At 62.2% G+C, this 26858-nt stretch carries 20 protein-coding genes and 1 pseudogene; 3 read left to right on the top strand and 18 right to left on the bottom strand.

What is annotated here, in order from left to right; genetic code table 11:
- Nucleotides 1-164: 164 nt before the first annotated feature.
- From JAB1_RS04175 to pilM, 7 genes and pseudogenes are all read right to left on the bottom strand, one after another.
- A complete protein-coding gene (locus JAB1_RS04175) occupies nucleotides 165-1301 on the bottom strand; it encodes a deoxyguanosinetriphosphate triphosphohydrolase (protein WP_070278929.1) in 1137 nt (378 codons plus the stop codon).
- A gap of 1 nt (nucleotide 1302) precedes the next feature.
- Nucleotides 1303-2973, bottom strand: coding sequence for a bifunctional shikimate kinase/3-dehydroquinate synthase AroKB (aroKB, locus tag JAB1_RS04170; protein ID WP_083299560.1), 1671 nt, complete (start codon nucleotides 2971-2973; stop codon nucleotides 1303-1305).
- Nucleotides 2974-3021: 48 nt separating this feature from the next.
- On the bottom strand, nucleotides 3022-5208 hold the full coding sequence (locus JAB1_RS04165; protein ID WP_070278927.1) for an Ig-like domain-containing protein: 2187 nt from the start codon (nucleotides 5206-5208) through the stop codon (nucleotides 3022-3024).
- A 112-nt stretch (nucleotides 5209-5320) separates the two neighbouring features.
- Nucleotides 5321-6652 (bottom strand): annotated as a pseudogene (locus JAB1_RS04160) (type IV pilus secretin PilQ family protein); the annotation flags it as partial.
- A gap of 86 nt (nucleotides 6653-6738) precedes the next feature.
- Nucleotides 6739-7764 (bottom strand): pilus assembly protein PilP, encoded by a 1026-nt coding sequence (locus tag JAB1_RS04155; RefSeq protein ID WP_070278925.1) that lies wholly within the window; start codon nucleotides 7762-7764, stop codon nucleotides 6739-6741.
- A 2-nt stretch (nucleotides 7765-7766) separates the two neighbouring features.
- Complete coding sequence (locus tag JAB1_RS04150) at nucleotides 7767-8339, bottom strand: PilN domain-containing protein (protein WP_070278923.1); 573 nt, start codon at nucleotides 8337-8339, stop codon at nucleotides 7767-7769.
- Entirely contained in the window at nucleotides 8336-8968 is a 633-nt protein-coding gene (pilM, locus tag JAB1_RS04145; protein ID WP_175445013.1) for a pilus assembly protein PilM, read from the bottom strand. The genes JAB1_RS04150 and pilM overlap by 4 nt, the downstream gene beginning before the upstream one ends.
- Nucleotides 8969-9269: 301 nt before the next feature.
- Between pilM and JAB1_RS04140 the strand changes: the two genes are divergently transcribed.
- Nucleotides 9270-11615 carry a penicillin-binding protein 1A gene (locus tag JAB1_RS04140; RefSeq protein WP_046681678.1) on the top strand — a complete coding sequence of 782 codons (2346 nt, stop codon included), beginning with the start codon at nucleotides 9270-9272 and terminating at the stop codon, nucleotides 11613-11615.
- A 176-nt stretch (nucleotides 11616-11791) separates the two neighbouring features.
- Here the strand turns inward: JAB1_RS04140 and cyaY are convergent, their stop codons facing one another.
- Entirely contained in the window at nucleotides 11792-12121 is a 330-nt protein-coding gene (gene cyaY / locus JAB1_RS04135; protein ID WP_034778305.1) for an iron donor protein CyaY, read from the bottom strand.
- Between the two features lie 40 nt (nucleotides 12122-12161).
- On the opposite strand from cyaY, the gene JAB1_RS04130 reads away from it, so the two are divergent.
- Entirely contained in the window at nucleotides 12162-12344 is a 183-nt protein-coding gene (locus JAB1_RS04130) for a lipoprotein (RefSeq protein ID WP_034778304.1), read from the top strand.
- Here JAB1_RS04130 and JAB1_RS04125 read toward each other — a convergent pair.
- From JAB1_RS04125 to JAB1_RS04105, 5 genes are all read right to left on the bottom strand, one after another.
- Nucleotides 12341-12994 (bottom strand): protein-methionine-sulfoxide reductase heme-binding subunit MsrQ, encoded by a 654-nt coding sequence (locus tag JAB1_RS04125; RefSeq protein ID WP_034778303.1) that lies wholly within the window; start codon nucleotides 12992-12994, stop codon nucleotides 12341-12343. The two genes, JAB1_RS04130 and JAB1_RS04125, sit on opposite strands and share 4 nt — an antisense overlap.
- 9 nt (nucleotides 12995-13003) lie before the next feature.
- Nucleotides 13004-13981 carry a protein-methionine-sulfoxide reductase catalytic subunit MsrP gene (gene msrP / locus JAB1_RS04120; protein ID WP_034778301.1) on the bottom strand — a complete coding sequence of 326 codons (978 nt, stop codon included), beginning with the start codon at nucleotides 13979-13981 and terminating at the stop codon, nucleotides 13004-13006.
- Nucleotides 13982-14065: 84 nt separating this feature from the next.
- Nucleotides 14066-15217 carry a c-type cytochrome biogenesis protein CcsB gene (gene ccsB, locus JAB1_RS04115; RefSeq protein WP_034778299.1) on the bottom strand — a complete coding sequence of 384 codons (1152 nt, stop codon included), beginning with the start codon at nucleotides 15215-15217 and terminating at the stop codon, nucleotides 14066-14068.
- A gap of 49 nt (nucleotides 15218-15266) precedes the next feature.
- Entirely contained in the window at nucleotides 15267-17363 is a 2097-nt protein-coding gene (locus tag JAB1_RS04110; protein ID WP_034778297.1) for a cytochrome c biogenesis protein ResB, read from the bottom strand.
- Nucleotides 17364-17548: 185 nt separating this feature from the next.
- Complete coding sequence (locus JAB1_RS04105) at nucleotides 17549-18220, bottom strand: c-type cytochrome (RefSeq protein WP_070278919.1); 672 nt, start codon at nucleotides 18218-18220, stop codon at nucleotides 17549-17551.
- 186 nt (nucleotides 18221-18406) lie between these two features.
- Between JAB1_RS04105 and yihA the strand changes: the two genes are divergently transcribed.
- Entirely contained in the window at nucleotides 18407-19150 is a 744-nt protein-coding gene (gene yihA, locus JAB1_RS04100; protein WP_034778293.1) for a ribosome biogenesis GTP-binding protein YihA/YsxC, read from the top strand.
- Between the two features lie 79 nt (nucleotides 19151-19229).
- On the opposite strand, the gene JAB1_RS04095 is transcribed toward yihA, so the two are convergent.
- The 5 genes from JAB1_RS04095 to JAB1_RS04075 all read right to left on the bottom strand — a co-directional run bounded on the left by JAB1_RS04095 (nucleotide 19230) and on the right by JAB1_RS04075 (nucleotide 26841).
- Nucleotides 19230-20117, bottom strand: coding sequence for a hypothetical protein (locus JAB1_RS04095; protein WP_249154021.1), 888 nt, complete (start codon nucleotides 20115-20117; stop codon nucleotides 19230-19232).
- Between the two features lie 272 nt (nucleotides 20118-20389).
- Complete coding sequence (locus JAB1_RS04090) at nucleotides 20390-23500, bottom strand: efflux RND transporter permease subunit (protein ID WP_034778288.1); 3111 nt, start codon at nucleotides 23498-23500, stop codon at nucleotides 20390-20392.
- A complete protein-coding gene (locus tag JAB1_RS04085) occupies nucleotides 23497-24669 on the bottom strand; it encodes an efflux RND transporter periplasmic adaptor subunit (RefSeq protein WP_070278915.1) in 1173 nt (390 codons plus the stop codon). The genes JAB1_RS04090 and JAB1_RS04085 overlap by 4 nt, the downstream gene beginning before the upstream one ends.
- An 88-nt stretch (nucleotides 24670-24757) precedes the next feature.
- A complete protein-coding gene (locus JAB1_RS04080; RefSeq protein WP_034778284.1) occupies nucleotides 24758-26116 on the bottom strand; it encodes an ATP-binding protein in 1359 nt (452 codons plus the stop codon).
- On the bottom strand, nucleotides 26113-26841 hold the full coding sequence (locus JAB1_RS04075; protein WP_034753223.1) for a response regulator: 729 nt from the start codon (nucleotides 26839-26841) through the stop codon (nucleotides 26113-26115). Before JAB1_RS04075 ends, JAB1_RS04080 begins: the two co-directional genes overlap by 4 nt.
- Between the last annotated feature and the right edge of the window lie 17 nt (nucleotides 26842-26858).

Below are 26858 nucleotides of genomic sequence, written 5' to 3'. Positions count from 1 at the left end.
GGGGTGATAGTGCGGGAGCCTAGATGATCATGCCGATTGACAGGACCGAAAATGCGGAGTAGGTCGGATTAGCGGGGCCGCCGAGGCGCGCAGGCGCGTAATCCGACAACCTTGTTGGCAGGGATGGTGGTGGTGTCGGGTTACGCCGTTCCGGCTAACCCGACCTACAACTCATCCAGAGAATACAACCGGCGGTGCTCGCGGATCGCGTAGCGGTCCGTCATGCCGGCGATGTAGTCGGCGATCTTGCGCGCCTGCTGCGTGACGTCGCCATCCCTGAGTTGATAGTCGGGCGGCAGCAGGGCCGGTTCGGCCATGAAGCTGTCGTACAGTTCGCGCACGATGCGGCTTGCTTTGACGCGCATGCGGTTGACCTGGTAGTGGCGGTACAGGTTCGCCCTTAAAAAGCGTTTCAGCTCCGTCGCATCACGGCGCATGGCATCCGAAAAACGGATCAGCGGGGGACTGGCGCGCACTTCGCTGACGTCGTGGGGAGCGGCGTCACCAATCAGGGCATTCGACGTGACGATCAGATCGTCGGCCAGCGCCGTGATCAGGCGGCGCAGGGTTTCATAGATGGCGCGCCGGCCCGACAGGCCGGGAAACGCCTGCTGCACCTCGCGCCACAGGCGGCCGAAGAATTCCACCTCTTCCAGCTGGTCGATGGTGATCAGGCCGGAACGCAGGCCATCGTCGATATCGTGGCTGTTGTAGGCGATTTCATCGGCCAGGTTGGTCAGCTGTGCTTCCAGGGTCGGTTGCGTGCGGTCGATGAAGCGCTGCGCCACGGGTCCCAGTTCGCGCGCATGCGCCAGCGAGCAGTGCTTCAATATGCCTTCGCGCGTCTCGAACATCAGGTTCAAGCCGTCGAAGGCGCCGTAGTGCTCTTCCAGTGTGTCGACCACGCGCAGGCTTTGCAGGTTGTGCTCGAAACCGCCGTGCTCGCCCATGCATTCGTTGAGCACGTCCTGGCCCACATGGCCGAATGGCGTGTGGCCCAGGTCATGCGCGAGCGCGATGGCTTCCACCAGGTCTTCATTGAGGCGCAGGTTGCGCGCGATGGAGCGGCCGACCTGCGCCACTTCCAGGCTGTGCGTCAGGCGCGTGCGGAACAGGTCTCCCTCGTGATTGAGGAAAACCTGCGTCTTGTATTCGAGGCGGCGGAAGGCCGAAGAGTGGATGATGCGGTCGCGGTCGCGCTGGAACTGGCTGCGCGAGGCGTGCGGCGCCTCGGCAAAGCGACGTCCCTGCCCCTGTGCCGAGTGAGCTGCGTAGGGAGCGAGGAAGTCTTCTGGCAGCATGTTATTGCACTCCGGCGGCCAGGGTGGCCAGCACCAGTTCGTGCGGCGCGGACGTGATGTTCGGGCTGCCCAAGGGTTTGAGCAAGATGAACTTGATGGCGCCGCCCTCGTTCTTCTTGTCCACTTCCATCAGTTCCAGCCAGCGCTCGACACCGAGGTCCGGCGCCTTGATCGGCAGGCCGGCGGCGGCGACGAGCTTGCGCACGCGCTCCACGGCCGCCTGGTCGATATAGCCCATGCGGCAGGACAGGTCGGCCGCCATCACCATGCCGCAGCCGACGGCTTCGCCGTGCAGCCAGTGGCCGTAGCCCAGACCCGCCTCGATGGCGTGGCCGAAGGTGTGGCCGAAATTCAGGATCGCGCGCAAGCCGCCTTCGCGCTCATCCTGGCGCACCACGTCGGCCTTGATTTCGCACGAGCGGGCGATCGCATACGCCAGGGCGCCCTTGTCGCGCGCCATCAGCTTGGCCATGTTCGCCTCGATCCAGTCGAAAAACGCCGCATCGATGATGGCGCCGTGCTTGATCACTTCGGCCAGGCCGGCCGACAGCTCGCGCGCCGGCAGGGTTTCCAGGGTCGAGGTGTCGGCGATCACGGCGCGCGGCTGGTAGAAGGCGCCGATCATGTTCTTGCCCAGCGGGTGGTTGATGCCCGTCTTGCCGCCAACGGAGGAATCGACCTGCGCCAGCAGGGTGGTGGGCACCTGCACGAAGCCGATGCCGCGCATGTAGCTGGCCGCCGCATAGCCGGTCAGGTCGCCGATCACGCCGCCGCCCAGCGCCACGAGAGTGGTCTTGCGGTCGCATTTGTTGGCCAGCAGCGCGTCGAAGATCTGCATCAGGCTGGCCCAGTTTTTATATTCTTCGCCGTCCGGCAGGACGATGCTGATCACTTCGCGGCCATCGCTGGCCAGCGCCGCCTGCAGGCGGCCCAGGTACAGGGGCGCGACGGTGGTATTGGTGACGATGGCCACCTTGTGGCCACTGATATGGCGCAGCAGCGCGTCGGCGTCGGCCAGGAGGCCAGGACCGATGGCGATCGGATAACTGCGTTCGTCGAGGTCTACGCTCAACAACATTTTGGATTGCTCGTTCATCGAAGGCTCTGCATGAATGACGCAGTTGGGCGAGGCCTCGCATTCGAGGCTGGCCAGCTGCATCAGGATGGTCTGGACCATCGATTGTACGTTAGGACGGCCCGTGTCGATCACAATGTCGGCCACTTCCATGTAATGGGGCTCGCGCTGCGACGTCAATTCTTCCAGCTTGCCGCGCGGGTCCGCCGTCTGCAGCAGGGGACGGTTCTTGTCGTGGCTGGTGCGCGCGAGGATGTTGCTGACGCTGGCGCGCAGGTAGACGACCGTGCCCCGCTCCTTCAGGTAGGCGCGGCTGTCAGCGTTGAGGATGGCCCCGCCGCCCGTGGCCATGACGATGCCTTCCTGGGCGCTCAGGTCGCGGATGACCTCGGCCTCGCGCCGGCGAAAGCTGGCCTCGCCCTCGATTTCAAAGATCCACGGAATGGTCGCTCCCGTGCGTGCCTCGATTTCGTGGTCGGAATCGACAAAGCGCAAGCCCAGCTTGCGGGCCAGGATGCGCCCGATCGTGGTTTTGCCTGCGCCCATGAGGCCGACAAGAAAGATATTACTGTTGGAAATTTCGGACACTATTTGCATTTCACTCAGGCGACAACCCTGTCTTGCTGTTGTCGCCCTGTGACTCCATTATTGGCATGTGAACGTCAGTTTAAACGGATAGCTGGTAGTTAGTAAATGCGGCGTGGTGATATTGACATTGAATGTCGCCACCCCGGGAGTACATGGCACGCCCGACGGGCTGCTGATGGTGACGAGATGACTCGTGCCCTGATACAGGGGCGGCGCACTGGCAGTTGAGGGGAAGGTCTTTTGCACGGTCGATGGCGAGACGCCGCCACTGGCCGCGCGCACGATATTGGCCACTTCCACCGAGGTACCGCTGGGCATGGGATTGTTGTTGATGTCATTGATCTGCAAGGTAAACACCTTGGGTACGTTCCAGTTCACGTCGCCCAGGTCGTTGATATCATTTCCCGTCGTCAAAGTCCTGTTGCCGTTCAGGATGGTCGTCGCCGGACGGCTGCCACTGATAAAGAAGTTGATTTTGGCAAAGATGGGGGTGGCGCTGCCGTCGCTGGTGCTGGCGCAGATAGTGCCCACGCCAGCGCGGGTGCTGTCACTGCTGCCCAGCGGGCCGTTGCAGACGGTGGCTGGCGTATTCGGCGTCGGCACGCGCGGTTGCTGCGCACGGAAATCCACCGAGCAAGCGCCGTTGACGGAATTGCAGCCGCCCTTGCTTGCGCTACCCACCACGCCCACGTTGGTCTGGAAGGCAACGGGCGTGCCGTCGGCCACGGGATTGCCAAACTTGTCGCCCATGGCCACCGTCACGGAGGCCGAGGCCGCGCTGCCGTTGGCGTCGACGTCCAGGCCTTCGACATTGCTGTCGCTGATGGATAGCGAAAACGCCTTCTGCACCGGCGTCCCCGTCGAGACCACGATGGAATCGGACAGGGTCGACACGCCCTTGCCGTCGAGCGTGGCACGGATACGGAAAGACAAGGGGGTAGAACGGGAACTGACGCTGGTAGTCACTTCACCATTGGCATCGGTAGTACCCGAAACGGGGTTGAGATCGACTTCCGCATTCGGATCGGCTTTCAAGAACGATACTTTCAAGCCCGGCAAGGGATTATTGAAGGTATCGAAAACACGGAATTTCAAGGTGGCCGTTTCACTGCGCAAGAGGCCGCCCTCACCCTTGATGACGATGGACTTGTCGGCAGGAATGGCCGAATAGAACTGGACCGAGGCCGCCTGTGGCGCAGCGATCGGCAGCACCGCGCTGCGGCTGCCCGAAACGCCGCTGGCAGTGGCGGAGATGACATCGTTGACGCCACAACCGAGATCGCGGTAGACGGCGCGCGCACTGCCGTTGGCCGTTTGCACCACAGGCGCGAAGGTGGCCTTGCCAGCCGTGACACAGGAGGAAGTGAAGTTCACGGCCAGGCTCTGGTCCGTATATTTCACGCTGCCAGACAACACATCCAGCGATACCTGGGTCGAACCATATGCCTCCAGGGACGGCGTTTCAAAGGCAATGTTGCCAAATGTCAGGGTTGTTGCGCCCACGACATAGTTGATGGCACTGGTCGAAGTCGTGCCATTCATGACGACGGCCGCCGTCAGGGTGCCCGCGCCGCCCACTGCCAGGCTGACGGGCCGCAGGATCACGCGCGCCTCGCCCTTGGCATCGCTCAGGGTCGTGCCGGCAGAGGGCGACAGCGTGGCCAGGGCATTATCCGTTGCAAACACCACCAAGGCGTCCGGCAGCGGCTTGCCATCCTGGTCCTTGACGATGGCCACCGCCGTCAAAGGAGCGGAACTCGATAATGCGTTGCTGGCACTGCCCGAGGCAGTCAGCAAGGCGACACCGATGCTGGCCTTCGAGGCCACGCTGGACGAAATCTGATAGTTGGCTTCACCGCTGACGGTGACTGCGGCGGTGGTCACGCTGGCAGTCACTTTACCCGCGCCGCTGGCCGCGCTACTGGCGGGGCGCATGGTCACGCTGGCAATACCCTTGGCATCGGTCAAGGCGGTAGCTGGTGCCAGCACAGCCAGCGAACTGTCCACCGCGAACGTCACCAGGGCATTTGCCACGCCCGCACCATTTTTGTCGAGCACCTGTGCCCGGGCGGTCAAGGGCGCGTTGACGCTGACGGTACTGCTGGCCTGTCCATTCGCATTGAGCAAGCTGACGCTCACTGTCGCCGGTACACCGCCCGTCGTGCCGCCACTGCTGCCGCCATCGATGGTGGGATCACCACCACCGCCGCCACACGCGGCCAGCAAGGTGCCCAACGCCAGCAAGACCAGCCAATTCGATACCCGACTCCAATAAGTGTTGCCCCAAGATACATTCCGCATAGTCGCCATCAGTCCGCTTTCGTGTGCATTGTTACTTAAACGTAAAGATGTGACATTAACGTGTTGCTGGCCGATCTGCCACTATTTTCGGCGTAATAAACACCATCAGTTCCGTTTTTTCTTGACTGCGGCCCGTGCTGCGGAAAAAAACACCGAGCACGGGGATGTCGCCCAGCAGCGGCACCTTGCTGTCCGTGCCCCGCTCGGATTGCTGATAAATGCCGCCCAGCACCACCGTGCCGCCGTCTTCCACCATCACCTGCGTGCGCACGTGCTTGGTGTCGATGGCGAAGCCGGAACGGGTTTCCTGGCCCACGCTATCCTTGTTGACATCCACTTCCAGCACCACGTTGCCGTCCGGCGTGATCTGCGGCGTCACTTCCAGGCGCAGGTTCGCCTTGCGGAACGTGATCGACGTGGCGCCGCTGCTGGTGGCCACCTGGTACGGCAGTTCGATGCCTTGCTCGATCAGCGCCAGCACCTTGTCGGCCGTCACCACGCGGGGGCTGGAAATGATCTTGCCCCTGCCGTCCGCTTCCAGCGCGGACAGTTCCAGGTTCAGGAAGCGATTGGCGGCCGCCGAAAACAGGCTCAGGGCGAAGCTGGCCGGCTGCAAGCCATTGATGCTGGCGGCTGGCAAGTTGACGAATTGCGTGTTCGGCACGAAGGCGCCGCCACCTGCCACCGTTTGCCCCGTCGCCTCGCCCACGCCCTGGTAGCTGCCGCCGATGGCCGCGCGGCGCCCGCCGCCGCCCAGGGAAAAACCGGGCAGCTGGCCTGCCGCCAGGCGCTGGTCCGTAAAACCCAGGCGCGCGCCCAGGTTGCGGCTGAAACTGTCGTTCGCCTCGACGATGCGCGCCTCGATCATTACTTGCCGTGTCGCAATATCCGTCTTGGCGATCAGTTGACGGATCTGCTCCAGGCGCGCCGGTACGTCGGTGACGAACAGCTGATTCGTGCGCGGCTCGATCAGCACGCTGCCACGGCGCGACAGCAGCCGGCTGCGCCCTTCCCCCGCGTCCAGGCCGAACACGGTGCGGAACGCTTCGGCCTTCTGGTAATTGAGCTGGAAGATGGCCGACTGTAACGGCTCCAGTTCCGCGATCTGCGCGCGCTGTTCCAGTTCCAGTTTTTCGCGCGCCAGCATTTCCTCGCGTGGCGCGATCCACAGCACGTTGCCATTGCGCCGCATGTCCAGGCCCTTGGCCTGCAGCAACACGTCGAGCGCCTGGTCCCACGGCAAGTCACGCAGGCGCAGGGTCACATTGCCCGCCACGCTATCGCTGGCGATGATGTTTTGGCCCGACGCATCGGCCAGGATATGCAGGGCCGCGCGCACGCCCACGTTCTGGAAGTCGACGGAAATCTTCTCGCCCGCATACAGGCGCGGGGCCGACACGTGCACCACGGCCTCCCGGGCAAGCCCGCAGGCATGCAGACACAGCAGGGCGGCCAGGAGCATGCGGCGCGGCCTCATGGCGCCGCCTCGGGCACGCTGGCTTTCGGCCCCGCCCCCGCCACCTGCAAGGCCAGGCTGCCGCGCCGCTCGCGCCAGGGACCATCCGCCTCGCGCAGCAATTCACGGTACTGCACAGCCTGTTCACTGATACCCGTCACCACGCCGTGGTCTTGCCCCAGGTACTGGCCCACCGCCACCCGGTACACGCGCTGGCCCGCCAGCAGCAGCGCGCTCAGACGCCCGTCCTGCTGCACGCTGCCGACCATGCTGATGGCCGTCAAGGACACGCTTTCCAGCGCTTCGCGAACACGGCGTGGGTCGGGCCCAGCCACAGAACCCAGCGGACCCGTCGCGCTGGCCGGCGGCAAGGCGTTAAAAGGATCGGCCAGGGCCGCCGCCGCGTAGGGATGCGGCGCGACGGCGGCAAGCGGACGCCATGCCGGCGCGCCGGCCTTGGGGGCCAAAACGGCTTGTACCAACCGTTCCCCCGCTGCGGGCAAGCGATACGCGTGCAGCACGGCATCGAGGGTCAGCAAGCGATCCTTGCCGAGGGTCAAGGCCAGCCCATGCACCGTGACGATGCGCGGCAGGCGCGCCAGGTCCGCCAGCAGCGCGCCCATGGCGTGGTAGCCGCCGCGCAACTGTATGGCGATCGGCAAGGCGACATAGGGCGCTTGCGGCTGGGCCGCACCGGGCTTGAACAGGGAAAATTGCAGCCCGCGCGACTGGCCTGCGGCATTAATCTGCGTCAACAGCAACGCCATCGCCTGCTGGTCGGGCAGTTGCTGTTCCAGCAGGGCCAGTTCGGCGCCGGCCTGGCGCTGCTGTGCGCGCCATTGCGGCAACTGCTTCGCCCTGGCCTGCGCCGACAGATAGGCGGCGCGCAAGCGGACCTGCTCGCCTTGCGCCGCCTGCACGGCAACACTCAAGCCATCCAGCCATGCAAGGTGCAGTACGGCCGCCACCAGCGTACCGGCCAGGGCCGCACAAGCGAGGCGCGCAGGTAGCGGCCACAGCGATGCAGTCTTCAAGCTCAGCATGATCAACCTCCAGGACTAGGTGCCAAAGCCAGCCGTACCGTCCATTCCACGGCGCCATCGGCCGCGCCGCGCACTTCCAGTCGCACTTCCACCAATTCCGGCCGGGACCAGGGCGCCGCCTGTTCCAGCGCCAGCAGCAGTGCCGCGACCTTGTCCTGCGACGCAGCCTGCCCCTGCAGACGCACCATCGCCGCTTCCTGGCGCACGCTGTGCAAGGCCACGCCGGCCGGCATCGCCCGGGCCAGCGCGTCCAGCATGCGCACCCAGGCATTGCGTTGCTCTTGCAAACTGGCAATGGCCTGCTGGCGCAGCAGCAGCGCCGCCGTCTCGGCCTGCACCCGCTTGCTGGTGGCAAGGACGGCATCGACTTGCTGCATGGCACTGCGCCAGCCCTCCTGGCGGCGCAGCTGCGCGTCGAGCTCGTGCCGCTGCCAAGCGCCTGTCGCCAGGGCCAATAGCAATCCCAGCAGCGCCCCGCCCGCCAATTGCCCCAGCAGCAGCTGAATGCGCCTGCGCCGTGCCGCTGGGCGATACGGCAACAGGTTGATGCGCTGGACTTGCCCGCGGACCGTCATCGGGCGTACCGGTGCAAAGCCAGGCCCCAGGCCAGCTGGTATGCCACGCCACCGTCGGGCAAGGCTTGCCAGCCACCCTGCGCGAGCGCCGCCTGCAAGGCCAGCGCCTCGCTATCCATGACGACGGCCAACAGGCCCGCCGCCCTGGCCGCATCGAGACGGCGCTGCACGCTGGCGCGCCGCGCCGCCACCAGCAGCACGTCGACCTCCTTGCCTGCCGTGCCGGGCAGCGGCGGCGCGGGGCCGAGAATGAAAAAATCCAGGCTGGCGTCTTCCAGCGCAAACGGCATGTATTGCGCCGCTTCCAGTTCCACGAGAATTTCCAGCTGTTCTTCCGCCAATCCGGCGGGCAAGCGGATCGCATGCGTGATCAGGGCCGTGGCCGGCATGGCCAGCGCCACCCGCGTGCAGGCGCTGCCACTGTCGCGGTGTGCCTGGCGCAGGGCATCGGCCAGGCCCAGCATGTCCTCGACATTACCTTCCAGTATCACGCCGGGCTCCAGCGTGGCGGCGCCGCAATGCCGGCACGACAGCTTTCCCCGCCGGCGCCTCAACTCGACGACGCGCACGGCATCGTCCGCGATATCGACGCCCAGCAAGCTGGTGCCAAGAAAATTGCTGATGGACATGTTTTTCATAGAGAAAACGTCAGCGTGGGAAGGTTCCTGCCATCCGAAAGCCTAGTCCCGGCAGCGCTGGCTTGTAAACGGATTTCACGCCGGAGTGTGCTGCGCGCGGCGCCTATCTGGACGGGCCGTGATCTGGCGCAGAATAATTGTTACCAAATCCTGGTTGCCAGCGGGCCAATACACGCTTATATAGAGTATCGGCAAGTTTCGACACTCCCCCCGGCAAGCGCCACAGCGCGCTGCCACCCCGGCAAGCTCGCTTATAATTGGCCGGCATAATTAACCGAAAGACATACGACGCATGACATCTTCAAAATCCGCTGGCCCCGCTGGCTCGAAGCCGCCCACCAAGGGCAGCAAACCCAAACGTTTCCTGCTGATGGCCCTGGCATCGCTGCTGGGCCTGGGCATCGTCGGCGTCTTGCTGGTGGTCTTTGGCCTGGCCATGGCCTATCCAAACCTGCCGGCGCTCGATACCTTGACCGATTACAAGCCAAAGATGCCGCTGCGCGTGTTCACGTCCGACAGCGTGCTGATCGGCGAATTCGGCGAGGAACGCCGCAACATGGTGCACATCAAGGATATTCCCGATGTCATGAAGAAAGCCGTGCTGGCCATCGAAGATGACCGCTTCTATGAACATGGCGGCGTCGATTACCTGGGCATCACCCGCGCGGCCCTGCACAACCTGACGGGCGGCGCCAAGCAAGGCGCCTCGACCATCACGCAGCAGGTGGCGCGCAATTTCTTCCTGTCCAGCGAACAGACCCTGAAGCGCAAGGCGTATGAAGTCTTGCTGGCCTGGAAGATCGAGAAAAATCTCAGCAAGGACCAGATCCTCGAAGTGTATATGAACCAGATTTATCTGGGACAGCGCGCCTACGGCTTCGCTTCGGCCGCGCAAATCTATTTCGGCAAGAACATCCAGGACCTGACCGTGGCCGAAGCAGCCATGCTGGCCGGCTTGCCGAAGGCGCCGTCGGCCTACAATCCCGTCGTCAATCCGAAACGCGCGCGCATGCGCCAGCAATACATCCTGCAACGCATGGCGCAGCTGGGCTACATCACGCCAGAGCAATACACGGAAGCCAAGAATGAAGAGCTGAAAGTGAAAACCGACAGCAGCGCCTTTGGCGTGCATGCGGAATACGTGTCGGAAATGGCGCGCCAGCTGGTCTACGAGCAATTCAAGGAAGATACCTACACGCGCGGTTTGAATGTCTACACCACCATCACCAAGGCAGACCAGGACGCCGCCTACATCGCCTTGCGCAAGGGCGTGATGGATTACGAAAAGCGCCACGGCTACCGCGGCCCGGAAGCGTATATCGAGATTCCGAAAACCAAGGCCGAAGCGGATGACGCGATCGAGACGGAACTGGCCGACCATCCGGACAGCGACGACATCATCGCCGCCATGGTGCTGCAAGCGTCGCCCAAATCGCTGCAGGCAGTCACGTCGGCCGGCGAGGAAATCACGATCACGGGCCCCGGCCTGACCTTCGGCGCGGCCTGGCTGTCGGAAAAAGCGGCGCCGAACCGCCGCATCAAGCGCGGCGCCGTGATCCGCGTCATGCAAGAAGGCAACGCCTGGGTCTTGACGCAGATGCCGGAAGTGCAATCGGCGTTCGTCTCGGCCAGCACCACGGACGGCGCCATTCGCGCCATGGTGGGCGGCTTCGATTACAACCGCAACAAGTTCAACCACGTCACGCAAGCGTGGCGCCAGCCAGGTTCCGCCTTCAAGCCCTTCATCTATTCCGCTTCGCTGGAACGGGGCCTGTCGCCGGCCACCATCATCAACGATGCGCCGATCTCGTTCGACGCGGGCCAGACGGGCGGCCAGGCGTGGGAACCGAAGAACTACGACAGCAAATACGATGGTCCGATGACCATGCGCAAAGGCTTGATGAAATCGAAGAACATGATTTCCATCCGCATCCTGCACAAGATCGGCGCCAAGTATGGCCAGGAATACGCGACGCGCTTCGGCTTTGACGCGGACAAGAACCCGCCGTACCTGACCCTGGCCCTGGGCGCCGGCAACGTGACGCCGCTGCAGATGGCCGGCGCGTATGCCGTGTTCGCCAATGGCGGCTACAAGATCAACCCGTACCTGATCGCCAAGGTGACCGATAGCGACGGCAATGTGTTGTCGCAAGCCAAGCCGGACCTGGCGGGCGAGGAAGCCAACCGGGTCATCGACGAGCGCAACGCCTTCATGATGAATAGCATGCTCAACGACGTCGTGCGCTTCGGCACGGCCAATAAAGCCATGGCCTTGAAGCGTCCCGACCTGGCCGGCAAGACGGGCACGACCAACGATTCGATCGACGCGTGGTTCGCCGGCTATCAGGCCAAGCTGGTGGGCATCGCCTGGATCGGCTACGACCAGCCGCGCAACCTGGGCAACCGGGAAACGGGCGGCGGCCTGGCCTTGCCGATCTGGATCAGCTACATGGCGAAAGCCCTGAAGAGCATCCCCGTCGAGGAACGCGCCGTGCCGGAAGGCCTGATCCACGTGGGCGACGAGTATTACTATGCGGAAAATCCACCGGGCACGGGCGTGGGCAGCCTGGAAGGCGCGGCGCGCGGCACGCCGGAGGAAGAGAAGGCGAAAGAGGCTGTGAAGAACGAGCTATTTTAAACACGTAGGCCGGGTAGGTCGGATTAGCGTGCAAGCGCGTCATCCGACAACATCGTTGGCGCCGGTGGTGGTGTCGGGTTACGGCCTGCGGCCTAAGCCGACCTACCCGACACTGGACCACAAAAAAATGGGCAGCCCGCAAAGGCTGCCCATTTTTCATGCATCACTTCAAACACTTACTTCAATACAACTGCCGCGCCCGCCTGCTCGCTGGCCATGGCAGACAAAGCCGCAAACAGTTCCGAACTGTCGCGCGTGTTGATCCACTCGTCGCCCACGCGCTTGTAGTGGAAACCGCCGGAACGGGCGGCCACCCACATTTCGCGCATGGGGGCCTGGCTGTTGACGATGATTTTCGTGCCGTTATCGATGAACTCGATTTCCAGCACATTGCCGCTGCGGCTGCATTCGACGTCGAGCACGTCTTCATCGTTCAGCCGGTCCAGCGCCGCCTCGATCTGGGTCAGGGTGGCTTCGGCCAGGGCCAGGAATTCCGATTCGCTCATGCTACACTCCAAAGATCTTAATCAAACCGTGATTCTAATCGTGAAGTCATCCTCAGCGTTTTATATCGGCACCGCCATTGTGGTTTCTAGCGTCCTGGCCGGCTGCGGCCAACCCGGTCCCCTGTACCTGCCCAAGCCGCCAGCGGCCAAGGGCGCGCCAGCCAAAGGCCCGGTCGAACCGGCGCCCGTGCCGCCGCCACCGGTGATCGTGCCAGCAACCTAGGCCGAGCGTACCGGGGTGGCAGCCTTGGCCGCCCTGGCGCTCTTCTCCCGCTTGATCCAGGAAAAATACACGCGTATTAACAGCAGTAGCGCGACGATGCTGCCGAACAGGATCGGTTGCGCGAAATTATTCTTGCCCGCCTTCATCCACCAGAAGTGCAAGATACCCAGCGGCGCGATGACATAGATCAAGCGGTGCAGCCACTGCCAGCGCTTGCCCCCCAGGCGTTTCACCATGCCGTTCGTGCTCGTCACGGCCAGCGGAATCAGCAGCACGAAAGCGATGAAACCCACCGTGATGAACGGACGCTTGAGCACATCCTTCCACATTTCCTGCACATCGAAAAAGTGATCAAACCATAAAAAAGTGGTGAAGTGCAGCGCCGCGTAGAAAAAGGCGAACAGGCCCAGCATGCGCCGCAGCTTGATCAGCCAATTCCATTGCGTGAGGCGCCGCAAGGGCGTGACAGCCAGGCTGATACACAGGAAATACAGGGTCCAGTCGCCCGTGCCGCGCGTGATGAATTCCAGCGGCTCCACCAGTTGCCCCGTGTACGTCAGCCAGACCATGCGCGCGAACGGCAGCAGCGCCAGCAAGAAGATCAGGCTTTTCAGCAGCGACAACTGCTTGCTCGTGGGGTTGAGGGCCATGGTATTTCCTTAAAAGAACTTCTTCAGATCCATGCCCGCATACAAGGAAGCGACATCGTTGTAGCCATTGAACATCAGGGTCTTGCGCTTGCGGGTGAGAAAACCGTCTTCGCCGATGCGCCGCTCGGAAGCTTGCGACCAGCGCGGATGATCGACGTTCGGATTCACGTTCGAGTAAAAACCGTATTCGGACGGCGCCGACAGGTTCCAGGAGGTGCGCGGCTGCTCCTTGACGAAACGGATCTTGACGATGGATTTGGCGGATTTGAAACCATATTTCCACGGCAACACCATGCGCACGGGCGCGCCATTCTGATTCGGCAAGGTTTCGCCATACATGCCCAGGGTGAGCAGCGCCAGCGGATGATTCGCTTCATCGATGCGCAAGCCTTCCGTGTAGGGCCACTGCAGCACGCGACTGCCCACGCCTGGCATCTGCTTCTTGTCGGCCAGGGTGATGAATTCCACGTACTTCGCATTGCCCGTCGGTTCGACCTTCTTGATGATTTCCGAGAAGGAATAACCGACCCACGGGATGACCATCGACCAGCCTTCCACGCAGCGCAAGCGGTACACGCGCTCTTCCAGCGGCGCCAGCTTCAGCAGCGCGTCGAGGTCCAGGGTCATGGGCTTCTTGACTTCGCCCTCGATGCTGACTGTCCATGGCCGCGTGCGCAGGGTGCCCGCGTTTTGCGCAGGGTCGCTCTTGTCCGTGCCGAACTCGTAGAAATTGTTGTAGCTGGTGGCGTCTTTATACGCCGTCTGCTTTTCCAGCGCCGAATAGGCAGGATTGAGCTTGGCAGCCAGCTTGGGATTGGTGCCTTGCGCGAACGCTTCGCGGCTGGCCATTTCCAGCAAGGCCGCGCTGGACACGGAGCCCAGGGCGATTTGCTTGATGAAGCTGCGGCGCGATTCAAACACGGCACGCGGCGTGATTTCGGAAGAATACGGCAACTCAATGCCGTTGGGACTGCGCTTGATCAACATGGCGGCTCCGGGAAAAGGTGATTGTTTGTACCTTACACCAGTTTTCCCGGGCCGTTCATGACGCTTCTGTCATGCAAAAAACAATTAAAGCTTGCCGTAAGAATGTAATCCAGAAAGGAACATATTCACGCCCAAAAACGCGAAGGTCGTCACCAGCAAGCCCACCAGCGCCCACCACGAGGCGACGCGGCCGCGCAAGCCCGTCATCAGGCGCATGTGCAGCCAGGCTGCATAGTTGAGCCAGACGATCAGCGCCCACGTTTCTTTCGGGTCCCACGACCAGTAGCCGCCCCATGCTTCGGCCGCCCACAAGGCGCCCAGGATGGTCGCTACCGTGAAGAAAGCGAAGCCGACGGAAATAGCCTTGTACATGACGTCATCGAGCACTTCCAGCGACGGCAGGCGATCGACCAGGTAACCGCTCGATTTGAGCAGGTAGGCCGCCGCCACCATGGCCGACAGGGCGAAGGTGCCGTAGCCGATGAAGTTGGCCGGCACGTGGATCTTCATCCACCAGCTTTGCAGGGCCGGCACCAGCGGCTGGATTTCGGCCGCGTCGCGCGTGACCGTGTACCACATCAGGAACACGACGGCCGCGGAAATGACCAGCATGACGAAGGCGCCCAGCTGGCGCGTCGCGTAATGCTGTTCGTAGTACAGGTAAAACATGGCCGTGATCAGGGAAAACAGGATGAACACTTCATACAGGTTCGACACGGGAATGTGGCCCACGTCGGCACCGATCAGGTAAGACTCGTACCAGCGCACCAGCATGCCCGTCAGACCCAGCACGACGCCGGCCCAGCACAGCAGGGAGCCAACGGACGAGCCGAATTCCGAGCGCGCCACCAGGCCGATCCAGTAGAACAGGGTCGACAGCACGAACAGGGTGCCCATCCACAAGATGGCGGATTGGCTCGACAAGATATATTTCAGGAAGAATTTCTGGTTCGCCATCTCCAGGTGGCCAGCGTACAGCTCGATGGCGAACAGCGACAGCACGGCTGCCACGGGGATCAGCCAGCGCACGGGCTTCCAGTACCAGCCCAGCCACGCGAACGTGGGCGCCGCAGCCAGCAAGATGGCTTTTTCATAGATATCCATGAAGGCGCCAAAGCGCACCAGGCCGAACAAGGATGCGGCCAGCAAGCCGGCGCCATACAGCCAATCGATCAGGCTCAGGCGCTTGAAAAATCCTGGTTCCTGCGTATATATTTGCTTGTTTGCCAATTCCATCATTTTCTCCATTGCAGGCGACGCGCAAGCGTCCCAGACACAGCGCAGCTTACGCCGATTGCGGCAGCTTTGCCTTCAAGTTCTCAAATTCTTTTTCAAAATCCAGCGTCTTGCGTTGCGTGCTCATGGCCATCAAGGCATCGCTGCCGCCCTCGCCATCCTTGATCCACACCCACAGGCGGCGCTCGCGGATATAAAACATGGAAAACACGCCGATCACGAGGAACAGGCAGCCGAGGTAGACCACGCTCTTGCCCGGCGAACGCGTCACCTGCAGCACGGACGCCTTGATTTCCGTGAAGTCGTCGAGTTGCAGATACACGGGTGCGCCATAGAAGAAGCTGTCGGACAGCGCATTCGTGGCCAGTTGCAGGAAGCGGCCGTGCTTGTCATCGGCCTCGATGGCTTTCAAGCCATCCTGGGCGCGCGCCGCCTGCCACAAATCCCACAGGCTGCCATTCAGGATCTTCATGAAGATATCGGCCGCTTTTTCTTGCTCGGCGGCAGGAATTTTCTCCAGGAAGCGCGAAATGGCGAGGAAGCCGCCCTCTTGCCCATTGCCGGCAAAGATGCCCAGGCTTTTCGCCGCCGATTCCTGCAACTGGCCGCGCAAGGCTTCCGCGCCCGGTTGCGGCATGGCGCGCGCCGCATAGCGCGTGGCGGCCTGCTGGCGCAGCGCGGGATCTTGCAGCGCGGCACGCAAGCGCATCCATTCGTTCACGCTGTAATTGTCATCGGCGGGAATGCGCAGATAGCTGAACGGATCGCTGGGGTTGACGCGCATGCCGGCCAGGAACACCGTCGTGCCATCCACGGTGACCGGCTGCATGTAGTTCTGGTACTCGCGCGCCTGGCCCGTCTTGTCGCGCAATTTGTATTGCACCGAAGGACCGACGTTCTTGAGATCCTTGTTGTTCGCATTCTTCGCGGCCGAACCGAGGCGTTTATCGAGGCCGACGGCAAACTTATCGTTGAAACTTTCCGCCTTGCTGACGGCCCGCACGTCCTGGCCGGCGCTGAGATTTTCCACGTTGAACGGGCGGAAACCCGACCATTCCACCGTGTAGGAATTGCCGTCGCTGCGCTCGAGCGGCGTGCTGCCGCCCACTTCGCCGCCGATATCGAAGCGTTTCGTCGTCTTGCCCGTCATGGGAAAGCCCGTCAACTTGAGCTTGCTGCCGCCATCTTCAAAGCTGGACTGGTACAGGGCCAGGCCCTTATAAAGCAGCGGCTGGTTGACTTTGATGGTTGCCGGGAAACTTTTCCCTGTTTCATGATCCGTCACCACGACATCGCTGGCAAACAGCTTGGGCATGCCCGTGCTGTAGAAATCGATGTGGAATTTTTTCAGCAGGATGGTGATGGGCAAATCCTGGATCAGCACGCCATCGGCCTGGGGAATAATGGCCGTGTTGCTCGACGCGCCTTCCGGGATCATGGTGTTGCCGCGGAAAGTGGGGTTCGACAGGCTCAGGCGGTGCTGGGCGGGAATGTCGGCGATCACGCCGCTGCCGGAAAACGGCGTCTTGCCGAAGAACCATTGCTGTACGCGGATCGGCATTTCCGAATCGAGCAAACCTCCCACGCAGATGATGACGATGGCGCCATGGGCAAAGATATAGCCCCATTTATTGGCCGCTCCCCGCTTGGCAGCGACCAGGGTGGCGTTGTCCTTCTCGACCACCTTGGCCGCGTAGCCGGCGTCTTTCAGGCGCATCACCATCTGCTGCGCCAGCACGGTGCGCGGCAGCGGCGCCTGCCATTCCGCCTTGTGATGGAAATTGCGCAGGGATTGTTCGCGCACATTGTCGCGCCAGCTGCGCATATCCTTGAGCATCTTCGGTGCATTGCGCACGATGCACAGCGAGGTCGAGGCGACGAGAAAACCCATGATGACCAGGAACCACCAGGCCGAATACACGGAGTACAGGCTCAGCTTGTCGAAGACGGCGAACCAGAACGGGCCGAACTGGTTCACATAATTGGGCATGGGCTCATTTTGCTTGAGCACGGTGCCGATGATGGACGCGACGGCGATCAGGGTCAGCAGGCTGATGGCAAAGCGCATCGACGAGACCAGCTCGACGAATTCAGCCAGGCTGCGGCGTTGGGTCTTTAACTCGATTCCGGTCGTGCCTGTGCTCATACGTTGATACTCATACGGGATATGCAATCTTCAAGAAAATTTAGGCATGGAGCAGATAGTTTCTCCGCGCAAGGCGGCAGCATACTCCTGTTTGGCCCCTGCCATAAAAAAGGGCAGCCTGTCGAGACGGCCGCCCTGGTTCATGCGCGCTGGTGCGCCTGGCAATCTCTTGCCACTATGAAAACTTACTTCAGGCCGGCGATGTAATCGGCAACGGCGGCGATCTCGTCATCCGACATGCGGGCGGCGATGGTGTGCATTTGCGCGCTGTTCTTGCGGGCATCAGCCTTGGTGCTGCGGAACATGGCCAGCTGGGCCACCGTGTAGTCCTGGTGCTGGCCGGCGATGCGCGGATACTGGACGGGAATGCCATTGCCCGTCGCGCCATGACAGCTGGCGCAGGCGGCAACTTGCTTGGAAGCAATGCCACCACGGTAGATTTTCTTGCCCAGGTCGATCGTGTCCTTGTTTTTCGCGGCGCCCGGCTTGGACAGCTGCGCGCTCAGGTAGGCGGCGATATTCTTCTTGTCGGCGTCGCTGAGCATCTTCGCGTACGTCGTCATGACGGGCTGGTTGCGCTCCGGCGTGGTGAAGTCGACCAGTTGCTTGTAGATATAGCTTTCGTGCTGGCCGGCCAGCTTCGGATTGACCGTGATGGTCGAATTGCCGGCCGCGCCATGGCAGGAGACGCAGGCAGGCAGGCCGCGTGCCGCATCGCCATCGGCGTACAGGGTAGCGCCCTTGGCCGCGTCGACCTTGACGGCCGGTTTCGCTGCTTCGACCGCAGAGGCAGTTGCCGATACAGCCAGCAAAGCGAGCAGCATGGATTTGATAAACGGTGAAAACGCACGATTCATTCAGGCACCCTGAGACAGTGAGAAATTAGTGGTGGACATTGCCGCGCCCTGTGGATTTTTGCTTTATTTTCAGGGCCGCAAGCCGCATCGCTGCTACGCCGGCAACAATAAACAACCCCTTATTGTACAATAGCTTCTTGGCGTTATCGCTCCCTTATCGCTCCCTTTTGTTGCTTTACTACTCCCATGTCAAAACTCTGGCAAGCCCGCTTCTTTACGACCGTCAACCAATTGCGTGACCTGCCCGATACCACGGTGCCGGAAATCGCCTTTGCCGGCCGCTCCAATGCCGGTAAATCGACCGCCATCAACATCTTGTGTAATCAGAAAGGCTTGGCGTTCGCCTCCAAGACACCTGGCCGTACCCAGCATATCAACTACTTCTCCATCGGCGGCGCCCACGTGGCGCAGCACCGCAAGGATGCCACCATCGTCGAAGAGATCGAATGCCTGCTGGTCGATTTGCCGGGCTACGGCTACGCGGAAGTCTCGGGCTCGGCCAAATTGCACTGGCAGCGCCTGCTGGGCGACTATGTGCAGCGCCGCGAGCAATTGGCGGGCTTGATCCTGATCATGGATTCGCGCCGTCCGTTCACCGACCTGGACATTCAGATGCTGGAATGGTTCGCCCCGACGGGTAAACCGATCCACTGCATCCTGACGAAAGTCGATAAGCTGAACCGCAATGAATCCGTGAATGCCTTGCGCCAGGCGAAAGCCAAGCTCGACAGCTACGTGGATGAAGACGGCGTCGGTTTCCCGTTCACAGTGCAACTGTTCTCGGCCCTGAAGCGCGTCGGCATCGACGAAGCCAACGACAAGATCATGGAACTGGCCGGCATCAGCGAAGATGGCGCGGCCCAGATGGTCGAACTGATCGACATGGAAGACGACGTCGAACCGGAAGCAGGAACCGACAAACCGGCTTGATCGAGATTAAGGCTGCGTAAAAAAAGGCTGCCCGTTCACACGGTGCAGCCTTTTTTATTGCCGTCAGTTTTACGAGCGCTTAGCGCCGTCCCGGCCCTGGCCGTTTCTCGGAAAAGAATTCCTGGCGCAGGAAGGCCATCAGCTCGGCTGTGTCTTCCACGCGGGCGCTGAGGTTGACGTTGCGCCCCAGGCGTCGCGATTCCCACACGAAATCACCGGGCTTTTCGGCACGGATCAGCTGAATCATCTTCTTCACGATAGCCGTTTCGATATCGGGCTCATTGCCCAGCTCGACTTTTTCCTGCTTCAGCCAGTTGCGCTTGAAGTTGCCGTTCCAGCCCTTGAACTTGACTTCGGCACTGAACGAAGTCTGGTTGACGATGGAAAACACGCCGCCCGAATCCTCGCGGTCGCTGCCGGAATTACGTCCCTGGGCGCCGGCGATATTCGCCTTGGCCACGCGCATGGCGCGGTCGTTTTCGCTTTCCTCGGCCGGCGGCGCGGGGTTTTGCGCCTCGCGCTGCTTGCGGCGCTGCTCGATCATCGAACTCATGTCTTCAGCCGGCGGCGGCGGCAACGGCACCTTCGACACCAGCGGCGGCGTGAATGTTTCCAGTTTTGGCTTGTCGCGCGGCACGTCTTTTGTGACCACGCGCTTGCTCGGCGCCGGTGGCGGTTTGACCTTGGCCACTTTCGTGTCCTTCGGTTTCGGCGTGGGTTTCGGCTGCGGCTGCGGCTGCGGTTTGTCTTTCAGCGGCGCAATGTAAACCATCGCGCTTTCCTTCTTCGGCGGCGGGATCTTTTCGATCGTATCGCTGCGAAACAATGCATACGCCGCCAGCAGCACGTGCAGCAAGACGGACACGCCGAGCGCCACCTTGCGCATGGTGCTGGTCGTGGACCCGTAGGCCGGTGGTGGCTGGATCACTTGCCCGCAGGTGGGGCAAACATCGGAATCGGCAGCCATCAAATGGGTCGTGTCATGCAAAATGAATCGTGCTTTCTGTGTAGCGACAAAAGTAATCTGACAGGGCAGCCATAGTGCCAGAGTCCCTTGCTTTTGGGAACACTTCCTCGGCATATCCAACCCGAAGCGTACAGGATAGCGACATTCCTTGCAGCGGTAACCAGAGTACCCGAGCCATCGCTTGACGGTTGTTACCGTATGTATCACGGCCCATACAAAACCGGCGCCGCATTCACTGAGGAACGGGGCGCCGGTGCTGGCCGTGTTGCGGCTCAGGCTTTGTTGTCGAGCGCCACCAATTGCTCGTCCGTCAACGGTCCCGTGCCGCTGTACTTGTCCAGGAACAAATAGATCACGGGGGTGATGAACAGGGTGATCACTTGTGAAAAGAGCAAGCCGCCGACCACGGCCAGACCCAGCGGCTGGCGCAGCTCGGCGCCGGCGCCCAGCCCCAGGGCGATCGGCAAGGCGCCCATCAAGGCCGCCGCCGACGTCATCATGATGGGGCGGAAACGCAGGATGCACGCCTGGCGGATGGCCTCTGCCGGCGCCAGCCCGTCGTTGCGCTGCGCATGCAGGGCGAAGTCGATCATCATGATGGCGTTTTTCTTGACGATGCCGATCAGCATCAAAATGCCGATGATGGCGATCATGGTCAGGTCCATGCCGAACAGGCGCAGGGTCAGCAGCGCTCCCACGGCCGCCGATGGCAAGCCGGCCAGGATGGTCAGCGGGTGGATATAGCTTTCATACAGCACGCCGAGCAAGACATAGATCACGGCCAGCGCGGCAATGATGAGGATGATCTGGCTGGACTGCGAGCTCTGGAACACGGCCGCGTCGCCGCCGTAGCGCGTGATGATGGAGGCTGGCAAGCTCATGTCCTTGGCCATCGCATCGATCTTGCCCGTGGCGATGCCCAGCGGCACGTCGGGCGCCAGGTTGAAGGCGATGGTAACAGCCTGCAACTGCCCCTGGTGATTCACGGAGGTAGGCCCAATCGTGCGTTCCACGTAGGCAATACTCGACAGTTTCACCAGTTCGCCCGTCTTGCTGCGCACGGACACGCGCGTGAGCGCATCGTCATACTGGCGGTCGGCAGTGGCCGCTTCCAGGATCACGTAATAGCTGGCTGCCGACGAATAGATGGTCGACACTTGCCGCTCGCCAAAGGCGCTGTACAGGGCCGTGCGGATGTCGGACATTTGCACGCCCAGCAGATTGGCCTTGTCGCGGTCGATCCTGAGCGATGCCTGCAAGCCCTTGATCTGCGAATCGCTGGTGACGTCGCGGAAGGCGGGATCCGTGCGCATACCGGCAATAAACTTTTCCGCCCAGTCATTCAAGGCGTCGGGACTGACGCTTTGCAAGGTGTACTGGTAGCGGCTCTTGCTCTGGCGCCCGCCCAGCTGCAAGTTTTGCACGGGCCGGAAATACACGGCCATGCCGGGCACGGTGCCCGCCGCGCGGCGCAGGTTTTCCAGCACCACCGGCATTTTCGGCCGTTCGCTGCGCGGTTTCAAGACCATGAACATGCGGCCCGTGTTGCCGCCGCCGACGAACGAGGTCACGTCCTGCACGCTGGGGTCCGCCTTGAGCACGGCCGCCACGCGGGCTTGCAAGTCTTGCAGTGCCGCCGAGGAAATGTCTTCCGACGCTTCCGTATTCACCTGGATCTGGCCCAGGTCTTCTTCCGGGAAGAAACCTTTCGGTATCGTCGCGTACAACAGCACCGTCAGCGCAAAGGTACACACGGCAACGAACAGCACCACGTTGCGGTGCGCCAGGGCCTTGTCGAGCAGATGCACATAACCATTGCGCAATTTCGTGAAACCCGCTTCGAAATGGCGGCCGATGAAGGTTTTTTCGCCATGGCTGGGGTCGCTGTCATTGTGCTCGCGCGAATCGGCCGGCAGAAAGCGGCTGGCCAGCATCGGCACCAGGGTCAGCGACACGACGGCCGACACCAGCACGGCCAGCGAGACGACAACGGCGAATTCATGGAACAGCAAGCCGATCACGCCCGGCATGAAGAAGATGGGGATGAACACGGCCACCAGCGAGACGGAGATCGAGATGATGGTAAAGCCCATCTCTTTCGCCCCTTCCAGCGCCGCGCGTATGGGTTTCTTGCCCATCTCGATATGCCGCACGATGTTTTCCAGCACCACGATGGCATCGTCGACGACGAGGCCCACGGCCAGGGTAATGCCCAGCAGGGAAACGTTATCGAGGCTGTAGCCGAGCCAGTACAGCAGGGCCAGCGCGCCGAGCAGGGAAATCGGCATGGTGACGGCAGGAATAAAGGTGGCCGCCGCGCGGTGCAGGAACAGGAAGATCACCAGTACCACCAGCACCACCGTCAGGGCCAAGGTCAGATTCACGTCGTGGATGGCTTCGCGGATCGACAGCGAACGGTCGTTGACCAGGCTGATCTGTATCGACTGCGGCAATTGTTCCTTGAAGCCCGGCAGCAAACGGCGCACGCCATCGACCACTTGCACGGTGTTGGCGTCCGGTTGGCGCTGCACCATCAGGCTGATCGAGCGCTCGCCATTGAAACTGCCGACGGCCTTGATCGATTGAAAGCTGTCTTCCACCTCGGCCACGTCTTTCAGGCGCACGGGCTGGCCGTTGCGGCTGGCGACGATCAGTTCGGCAAAATCGGCCGCTTTCATCATTTGCGGATTGCCCTGGATGGTCAGGGTCTGGCTCGGGCCGTCAAGAATGCCCAGCGGGGAATTCGTGTTCGAGGTGCGCAAGGCGGTGGCCAATTCGTCCATCGTCAGGTTGCGCGCATTCATCAGGTCGGCACGGGCGCGCACCCGCACGGCAAAGCGCTTCTGGCCATTGACGATCACCTGGGCCACGCCCGGCAGGGTCGACAGGCTGGGGGCGATCAGGTTTTCCGCGTAATCGTTGAGGTCCGACAAGTTCAGCGATGGCGACGTCATCTGGATGAACAGCACCGGCGCGTCGGCCGGATTGACCTTGCGGTAGGACGGCAAGTCCGTCATTTCCGTCGGCAACTGGCGCTGCGCGCGCAGCAGGGCCGCCTGCACATCGACAGCCGCCTCGTTGACATTGATGCTGGCGTCAAATTCCAGGGTCAGCGAGGTATTGCCCAGCGTACTCGTGGAGGTGATCAGGCTCAGGCCGGAAATCGTGGAAAATTGTTTTTCCAGCGGCAAGGCCACCGACGAGGCCATGGTTTCCGGGCTGGCGCCGGCCAGGTCGGCGCTGACGTTGATGACGGGCGTGTTATAGCTCGGCAAGGCCGCCACGGGAATTTGCAGGTAGGCCAGCACGCCGGCCAGGATGATGGAGAGGGACAGCAGCACCACCATGACGGGGCGGCGGATGCTCAGTTCGGACAGGTTCATGCTGGCTTGCCCTGCGGTGCGGCGGCGCCATCGGCAGCCTTGTGTTTTTCCACCAGGCGCACCTTGCTACCTGGACGCAAGTTCTGCTTGCCATCGACGATGACTTTTTCATCGCCCGCCAGGCCGGTAACGACGGCGTTCGGTCCGAATGCATACACGCGCGTCACCTTGCGCATCTTGGCCGTGTTGTCCGCTTCCATCGAATACACGAAGGTGCCGGCGGTACTCGTGATGATGGCGTTTTGCGGGATCACCAGCGCATCCTTGAGGGTGCGCACGGTCAGCTGCGTATTCACGTACTGGCCGGGCCACAAATCGGTGCCGCCATTATTGAAACGGGCCTTGATCCTGATCACGCCCGTGGCGGGATCGACGGCATTGTCGATAAAATTCAGTTTGCCATCGAGCTGCTTGCCGCCCGCATCGGACAGCAGCGCCGTGACAGGCACCTCGCCCGCCTTTTGCGCCGCCAGCAAGCCGGACAGGCTGCTTTCCGGCAAGGTGAACGACACGTCGATCGGGTCGAGCTGGGTGATGCTGGTGAGCGACGTGGTCGGCTGCACCAGGCTGCCGGCGTAGACATTGATGGCACCCACCCTGCCCGCCTGCGGGGCGCGCAGGACGGTGTAGCTGGAGTCGACCTGGGCCGCGCGCAAGGCAGCCTGGTCGGCAGCCAGCAAGGCGCGTGCCGCATCGAGCTGGCTTTGCAGGGTATCGACGGCGCCCTGGGCGATGAAATTCTTGCTCAGCAAATCCTGGTTGCGCTTGAGCTGGCGCTCGAAGTCCTGCACCGAGGCGCGGTCGCGCAAGACCTGCGCCTGCGCCTTGTCGACATTCGCATGCTCGCTGCGCGCGTCCAGCGTAAACATCAGCTCGCCCTGCTTGACGAACTGGCCTTCGCGGATATGCACTTTGGTGATCGTGCTGGTCGTCTGCGGGTGCAAGTCCACGCTGCTGATGGGCATCACGCTGCCATTGGCTTGCAGCACCATCGGCACATCCTGGCGCACCGGCGCGACCACGCTCACGGTCGTCGGCGCCTGTCCACCCTTGCCCCCTTTGCCATCCTGCCCACTGGTCGCCGCACCGGATTGATGATTGAAATACCAGATGCCGCCACCGATACACAGGGCCGCACCCACGAGGATTGCCAGACTAGTCTTTTTCATTGTTCTGTCACGCTGTTGCAGCGCAGGGCTGCAGGTTGAATGTAGTTGCCAGGGGGGCATAAAGCACAATATTGTCGCACGGAAATGCTCACTTTCCTGCGTAATACTCTGGCACGATGAGGGTGACTTCCAGTCCACCGTCGACGTGATTGAGCAGTGAAACCGTGGCGCCGTGCTGCTCGGCGATATTGCGCGCGATGGTCAGGCCCAGGCCCGTGCCGCCCGATTCGCGCGAACGCGACGTCTCGATGCGGTAAAACGGTTCGAACACTTTAGCCAGTTGATCTGGCGCAATACCTGGCCCGCCGTCGCGGATGCAGATGCGAGCGGCACCGGCGATGCGCTCGACGGTCACCTGCGCGTACAGGCCATATTTGACGGCATTGTCGATCAGGTTCACCAGACAGCGCCGCATGGCAATGGGGCGCGCCATCAAAGCCATGCCCGCCTGTCCACTGAGGGTGACTTTCTGGCCGGCATCGGCCGCGTCGGAGCAGACGCTATCGAGCAGGGAATCGAGATCGAGCGCCTGCATCGCTTCCGTGCTGTCCATCGAGCGGGCCAGGTCCAGCCCTTCCTTGACCATGCTTTGCATGGCCGACAGGTCGCCCACCAGGCGGTCATACAATTCCGTATCCGCCACTTTTTCCAGGCGCAGCCGCAAGCGCGTCAGCGGCGTCTGCAAGTCGTGCGTGATGGCCGCCAGCATCTGTGTCCGCTGGGAAATATGCTGGCGGATGCGCGCCTGCATGGCATTGAAGGCGGCGCTGGCCTGGCGGATCTCGCTGGCGCCCGACAGGGTCAGCGGCGGATGGTTGATGTCATTGCCCAGGTCTTTCGCCGCCTGCGCCAGCTGCTTGAGCGGGCGCATGGTCATGCGCGTCACCAGATAGGCGAGGATGGCGATGCTGATCAGGAAAGGCAGCAGGGTCATCCAGTCGTTATGTTCATTGAACGGTGGCTGCTGGCGCGGCGGCAAGACCATCAGGCGCAGCACGTGGCCATCCTGCATGCGCACGTCGAGGTTTTCGCAGGTGCCGCCCCATGGCTTGGCGGAAAACATACCCGGAGACTGGCGCGGCTTGACGCAGGCGGCCGGACGTTCGGCCAGCGCGCTGACCTTGAAGCCTTCGCCCAGCTTGGCTTGCAGGGCGGTGGAAAATTCCGTCGGCGCACCGGGCCTATGTTCCGTATCGGGACGCAGCTCCAGGCGCACGCTGCCCTTGTTGGCCACTTTCAGGTAGGCGGCGCGCGAGGCCAGCGGCACCACGTCGGCCGCCATCACCAGCTGCTCGGCTCGCTCAACGGCGTGGTAGTCGCGGTATTGCTCGATGGCGCGCTGGCGTTCGCCCACGGCCAGCCACTGCGTCAGCGCGGCCGAAGCGACGATGCCGATCAACAAGAACATGAAGACACGGCCCGTCATCGAGCCCAGGAAGGCCTTCACGCGTGCGGCTCCACATTGACCTGGCCAGCCAGCACGTAGCCGCCGTTGCGCACGGTCTTGATAATTTGCGGCAAGCGGGCATCTTCACCGAGCTTTTGCCGCAGACGGCTGATCTGGATATCGATCGAGCGGTCGAACGGGTCGGCGTCGCGGCCCTGCGTCAGGTTCAGCAGCTGGTCGCGGTTGAGCACGCGGTTCGGGTGTTCCAGGAAGACGCGCAGCAAGCGGAATTCCGCGCCCGACAGCATGATCACCAGGCCGCTGGGATTGAGCAGGTGGCGCGCCGTCAGGTCCAGCGTCCAGCCGGAAAAGCGGATTTGCTGCGCCTTGTCCGACGGCACGTTCGACGGCATGGCATGGCTGCGGCGCAGCACGCTGCGTATGCGCGCCAGCAATTCGCGGGGCTCGAACGGCTTCGGCAAGTAATCGTCGGCGCCCATTTCCAGGCCCAGGATGCGGTCCAGCGGCTCGTTGCGCGCCGTCAACATGATCACCGGCACGGTCGATTGGGCGCGCAGCTTGCGGCACAAGGTCAGGCCGTCATCGCCAGGCAGGTTCAAGTCGAGCACGATCAGGTCGGGCCGCGTTTCATCGAGGATTTTCCACATGGCCGTGCCATCCGCCGCACCCAGGGTGCGGTAGGCGTTCGTTTCCAGGTAGTCCGCCAGCAAGCTGCGGATATCGCGGTCATCGTCGACGATGAGAATTGTAGAAGTGGGTTCCATGGTACGAATTATCCCCA

It is taken from the genome of Janthinobacterium sp. MP5059B, assembly GCF_001758645.1.
Classification (GTDB): domain Bacteria; phylum Pseudomonadota; class Gammaproteobacteria; order Burkholderiales; family Burkholderiaceae_D; genus Janthinobacterium; species Janthinobacterium lividum.
The sequence above is the reverse complement of the archived record's forward strand: the minus strand, read 5'-3'. Positions and strand labels throughout refer to the sequence as shown.

Coding starts and splice junctions, on each gene's coding strand:
- JAB1_RS04125 (WP_034778303.1), bottom strand. CDS start 12,994: ATGGCCCTCAACCCCACGAGCAAGCAGTTGTCGCTGCTGAAAAGCCTG.
- cyaY (WP_034778305.1), bottom strand. CDS start 12,121: ATGAGCGAATCGGAATTCCTGGCCCTGGCCGAAGCCACCCTGACCCAG.
- aroKB (WP_083299560.1), bottom strand. CDS start 2,973: ATGCAAATAGTGTCCGAAATTTCCAACAGTAATATCTTTCTTGTCGGC.
- JAB1_RS04085 (WP_070278915.1), bottom strand. CDS start 24,669: ATGAAAAAGACTAGTCTGGCAATCCTCGTGGGTGCGGCCCTGTGTATC.
- JAB1_RS04155 (WP_070278925.1), bottom strand. CDS start 7,764: ATGCTGAGCTTGAAGACTGCATCGCTGTGGCCGCTACCTGCGCGCCTC.
- pilM (WP_175445013.1), bottom strand. CDS start 8,968: ATGTCCATCAGCAATTTTCTTGGCACCAGCTTGCTGGGCGTCGATATC.
- JAB1_RS04095 (WP_249154021.1), bottom strand. CDS start 20,117: ATGGCTGCCGATTCCGATGTTTGCCCCACCTGCGGGCAAGTGATCCAG.
- JAB1_RS04090 (WP_034778288.1), bottom strand. CDS start 23,500: ATGAACCTGTCCGAACTGAGCATCCGCCGCCCCGTCATGGTGGTGCTG.
- JAB1_RS04150 (WP_070278923.1), bottom strand. CDS start 8,339: ATGACGGTCCGCGGGCAAGTCCAGCGCATCAACCTGTTGCCGTATCGC.
- JAB1_RS04140 (WP_046681678.1), top strand. CDS start 9,270: ATGACATCTTCAAAATCCGCTGGCCCCGCTGGCTCGAAGCCGCCCACC.
- JAB1_RS04075 (WP_034753223.1), bottom strand. CDS start 26,841: ATGGAACCCACTTCTACAATTCTCATCGTCGACGATGACCGCGATATC.
- JAB1_RS04175 (WP_070278929.1), bottom strand. CDS start 1,301: ATGCTGCCAGAAGACTTCCTCGCTCCCTACGCAGCTCACTCGGCACAG.
- msrP (WP_034778301.1), bottom strand. CDS start 13,981: ATGTTGATCAAGCGCAGTCCCAACGGCATTGAGTTGCCGTATTCTTCC.
- JAB1_RS04105 (WP_070278919.1), bottom strand. CDS start 18,220: ATGAATCGTGCGTTTTCACCGTTTATCAAATCCATGCTGCTCGCTTTG.
- JAB1_RS04110 (WP_034778297.1), bottom strand. CDS start 17,363: ATGAGCACAGGCACGACCGGAATCGAGTTAAAGACCCAACGCCGCAGC.
- ccsB (WP_034778299.1), bottom strand. CDS start 15,217: ATGGAATTGGCAAACAAGCAAATATATACGCAGGAACCAGGATTTTTC.
- yihA (WP_034778293.1), top strand. CDS start 18,407: ATGTCAAAACTCTGGCAAGCCCGCTTCTTTACGACCGTCAACCAATTG.